Annotated in this window: 1 protein-coding gene; it reads left to right on the top strand. The window is 71.7% G+C overall.

The window, feature by feature from the left end:
• Positions 1–18: 18 nt before the first annotated feature.
• Positions 19–4,155 (top strand): amino acid adenylation domain-containing protein (locus tag ACZ4FV_RS51720; protein WP_465328377.1); only part of this gene is annotated, 4,137 nt, incomplete at its 3' end.

Genomic DNA, 4,155 nt, shown 5'->3' with positions numbered 1-4,155 from the left:
CGGCGGGCCGAGTTGCCGGTGGCGGATGTGGTGGCCGTGCGGATTCGGGAGGTGGCGCGGGGGCTGGGTGTGAGTCCCGCGACGTTGCTGCATGTGGCCTGGGCGCGGGTGTTGTCGGTGTTGGCGGGGCGGGACGATGTCGTTTTCGGGACGGTGTTGTTCGGTCGGATGAACGCGGGTGCCGGTGCCGATCGTGCGCTGGGTCTGTTCATGAACACGTTGCCGGTGCGGGCGCGTACCGAGGGCGTGGGCGCCTTGGCGGCAGTTGCCGCGATGCGGGACCAACTCGCCGCGTTGCTCGAACACGAGCACGCACCGCTCTCGCTCGCGCAGCAGGCGAGCGGGATCACCGGCGACGCACCGCTGTTCACCGCCTTCTTCAACTACCGCTACAGCGGCGAGCCGGAGAATGGGCGCGAGGCCGACCCGCGGCCGGGCCCGGGCGCGCCCGACGGTCGCACCGACGACGACACGATGGGCGTTCGTACGGTCTTCATGGAGGACCTGACCAACTTCCCGCTGGTGGTGTCCGTGGATGACCTCGGCGCCGAGGGCTTCGGGTTGACCGTGGACGCGGCGGCGCCGGTCGATCCGCATGTGGTCACGCGGATGTTGCACACCACGATCGAGAACTTCCTCACCGTCCTGGCCGACGCCACCGCGCGTACGGTCGGCGCGGACGGCGTGGGCCTCCCGAACACGGCCGCCGGCGACGTTCCGCTGGGCAGCGTGGACGTACTGGACGACGCCGAGCGGTCCCGGCTGCTGCTGGACTGGAACGACACCGCGCTGGACGTTCCCACGGCCACGGTTCCGGAGTTGTTCGCGGCCCAGGTGGCCCGGGCACCGCACGCGGTGGCCGTGGCCGGTGACGGGTTCGAGCTGAGCTACGCGGAGTTGCACGCCCGGGCCGATCGGCTGGCGCGGTACCTGGCCGGGTCGGGGGTCGGGCCGGAGTCGGTCGTCGCCGTGCTGCTGGAGCGTGGCGTCGAACTGGTGGTGGCGCTGCTCGCGGTCTGGAAGGCCGGCGCGGCCTACCTGCCGATCGACCCCAAGCAGCCGACCGACCGGATCATGTTCATGCTCACCGACAGCCGGGCGATGGCGCTGGTGGGCACGGAAGAGCTCCTGGAGGACCTGCCGCTCGGGCACATCCTGACGATCGCGCTGGACGACGACCGGGTGCGGGGCGCCGTCGCGGCGCCCGCGACCGGACCCGCAACGGTCGCCGCGGCCCGGCCCGAGGGCCTCGCCTACGTGATCTACACCTCGGGCTCGACGGGCACGCCCAAGGCCGTCCTGGTGTCGCACGCCGGCGCGGTGAACCTGGTCGCGGCACGCGGACTCGACCTGGACGGGAACAGCCGGGTGCTCCAGTTCGCCTCGGTGGGCTTCGACGCCGCGACCTGGGAGCTGCTGATGGCACTGTGCTCGGGAGCACGTCTCGTGGTGGCGCCGGCGGAAGAACTCCTGCCCGGCGCGGGCCTGATCGACCTCGTCGATCGGCACCGGGTGACCCACCTGCTGCTGCCGCCCACCGTGCTGGGCCTCCTCGACCCCGACGATCTTCCGTCGGTCTCCACACTCCTGTCCGGCGGCGAGGCGCTGGACGCCGAACTGGTGGCCGGATGGGCGCCGGGTCGGCGATTGATCAACGCCTACGGGCCGACGGAGATGTCGGTGGTGGCGACCATGTCCGAGCCGCTGCGGCCGGGCGACGAACCGGTGATCGGCGCGCCGATCGTCAACACCCGCGCCTACGTGCTCGACGAGTACCTCAACCCGGTGCCGCCGGGAGTGGTCGGCGAGCTGTACGTGGCCGGCGCGGGCGTCGCGCGGGGCTACCTGGGCCGTCCCGGGCTCACCGGCCTGCGCTTCGTCCCGGACCGGTTCGCCGCCGACGGGTCGCGGATGTACCGGACCGGGGACCGGGTCGGGTGGACCGACGACGGGCGGTTGAGGTTCGCCGGGCGGGCGGACGACCAGATCAAGATCCGCGGCTTCCGGATCGAACCGGGGGAGATCGAGGCGCTGTTGGTCGCTCATCCGCGGGTGGCCCGGGCCGCGGTGATCGCCCGTGAGGACGTGCCGGGCGACAAGCGGCTCGTCGCCTACGTCGTGGCCGCCGCCGCAAGCGGCCAGGCCGCCGTGCTCGATCACGAACTCCCGGAGCTGCTGCGCCGATTCGCGGCGGAGAAGATGCCCGAGTACATGGTGCCCGCTGCCGTGGTCGTGCTGTCCGTGCTGCCGATGACGCCGAACGGGAAGCTGGACCGCAAGGCACTGCCCGCGCCGGAGTACACCGGAGCCGGCGACGCGGGCCGGGCCGCGACCGATGCCCGGGAGGAAATCCTGTGCGGGGTGTTCGCCCAGGTTCTGGGTCTGGAGACGGTCGGCGTCGACGACGACTTCTTCGACCTCGGCGGGCACTCGCTGCTGGCGACCCGGTTGGTGTCCAGGGTGCGTGCGGTGCTGGGTGCGGAGATCGCGATTCGGGAGCTGTTCGAGGCGCCCACCGCGGCCACGCTCGCGGCGCGGATCGCCGAGTCGGGGACGGGTGCGGTACGCCCGGCGCTGACCGTGCGCAAGCGACCCGAGCCGCTGCCGTTGTCCTTCGCCCAGCGGCGGTTGTGGTTCATCGAACAGTTGGAGGGCCCGAACCCGACGTACAACATCCCGGTGGTGGTGGGCCTGTCGGGCGACCTGGACGAAGAAGCGCTGGCGGACGCGCTGCGGGACGTGATCGCACGGCACGAGGTGCTGCGTACCGTGTTCCCGGTCGCGGACGGCGAGCCGTACCAGCACGTCCTCGACCCGGCCGGGTTCGAGTGGGAGCTGCGGGTGCGCCGCGTCGCAGCCGACGAACTGGCGCCGGCGGTCGCTCGGGCGAGCGAGTACGCCTTCGACCTGTCCACCGAAATACCGATCCGTGCATGGCTGTTCCGCTCCGAGGAGGAGTGCGTTCTGGTCGCGGTGGTGCATCACATCGCGGGCGACGGATGGTCGTGGGAACCGCTGGGCCGGGACATCGCCCAGGCGTACACGGCCCGCCGCGCGGGCGAGGAGCCGGCGTGGGAGCCGCTGCCGGTGCAGTACGCCGACTACGCGCTGTGGCAGCGCGAGTTGCTGGGCGGCGAGGGCGACCCGAACAGTGTGTTGTCGGCCCAGGTCGCCTACTGGCGCGAGACCCTGGCCGGAATGCCCGAGGAACTCCCCTTGCCGGTCGACCACTCGCGTCCGCCGGTCGCCACTCACGTCGGCCACAGCGTGCCGTTGGAGATCCCGGCCGAGACGCACACTCGTGTGGTCGAACTGGCGCGGGCCGAGGGCGTGACCGTGTTCATGGTCCTCCAGGCCGCGCTGGCGGTGCTGTTGTCGAAGCTGGGCGCCGGTTCCGACATCCCGATCGGCGCGGCCGTCGCCGGACGCACCGACGAGGCACTGGACGACTCGGTCGGGTGTTTCGTGAACAGCCTGGTGATGCGCACCGACCTCTCCGGAGACCCCACGTTCCGCGAACTGCTGGGCCGGGTCCGCGACGCCGGACTGGGCGCGTTCGGCAACCAGGACGTGCCGTTCGAGCGATTGGTGGAGGAACTCGCGCCCGCCCGTTCGCTCGCCCGGCACCCACTCTTCCAGGTCATGCTCACGGTGCAGAACAACGCGCGCGCCGCGCTGGACCTGCCCGGCGTACGCACCGACGCGCCGACCACGGACGCCGCCTCGGACCTGCCCTCGGTGGCCAAGTTCGACCTGGACGTCACCGTCGCCGAGGCGTTCGACCGGCATGGCCGGCGTGCCGGCCTGCTGGGTTGGGTGACCGGCACCGCGGACCTGTTCGACGCGGACACCGTCCGGTCGATCACCGATCGATGGGTCCGGGCCCTGGCCGAACTGACCGCAGAGCCGAGCACCCGAATGGGCACGCTTGACGTGCTGGACGCGGACGAGCGTGCGCGTGTGTTGGTGGAGTGGAACGACACGTCTGCCGAGGTGGCTCGGGCGTCGGTGGTGGGGTTGTTGGGCCGGTGGGTGGAGGGGTCTCCGGATGCGGTGGCGCTGGTGTGTGGTGGGGAGGAGGTGTCGTTCGGGGAGTTGGATGCGCGGTCGGGTCGGTTGGCGGGCTATCTGACCGGTTTGGGGGTGGGTCGGGAG

Source organism: Embleya sp. NPDC025285, assembly GCF_055558835.1.
Note: the sequence above shows the minus strand (reverse complement) of the source record. Positions and strands in the feature narration are given on the sequence as shown.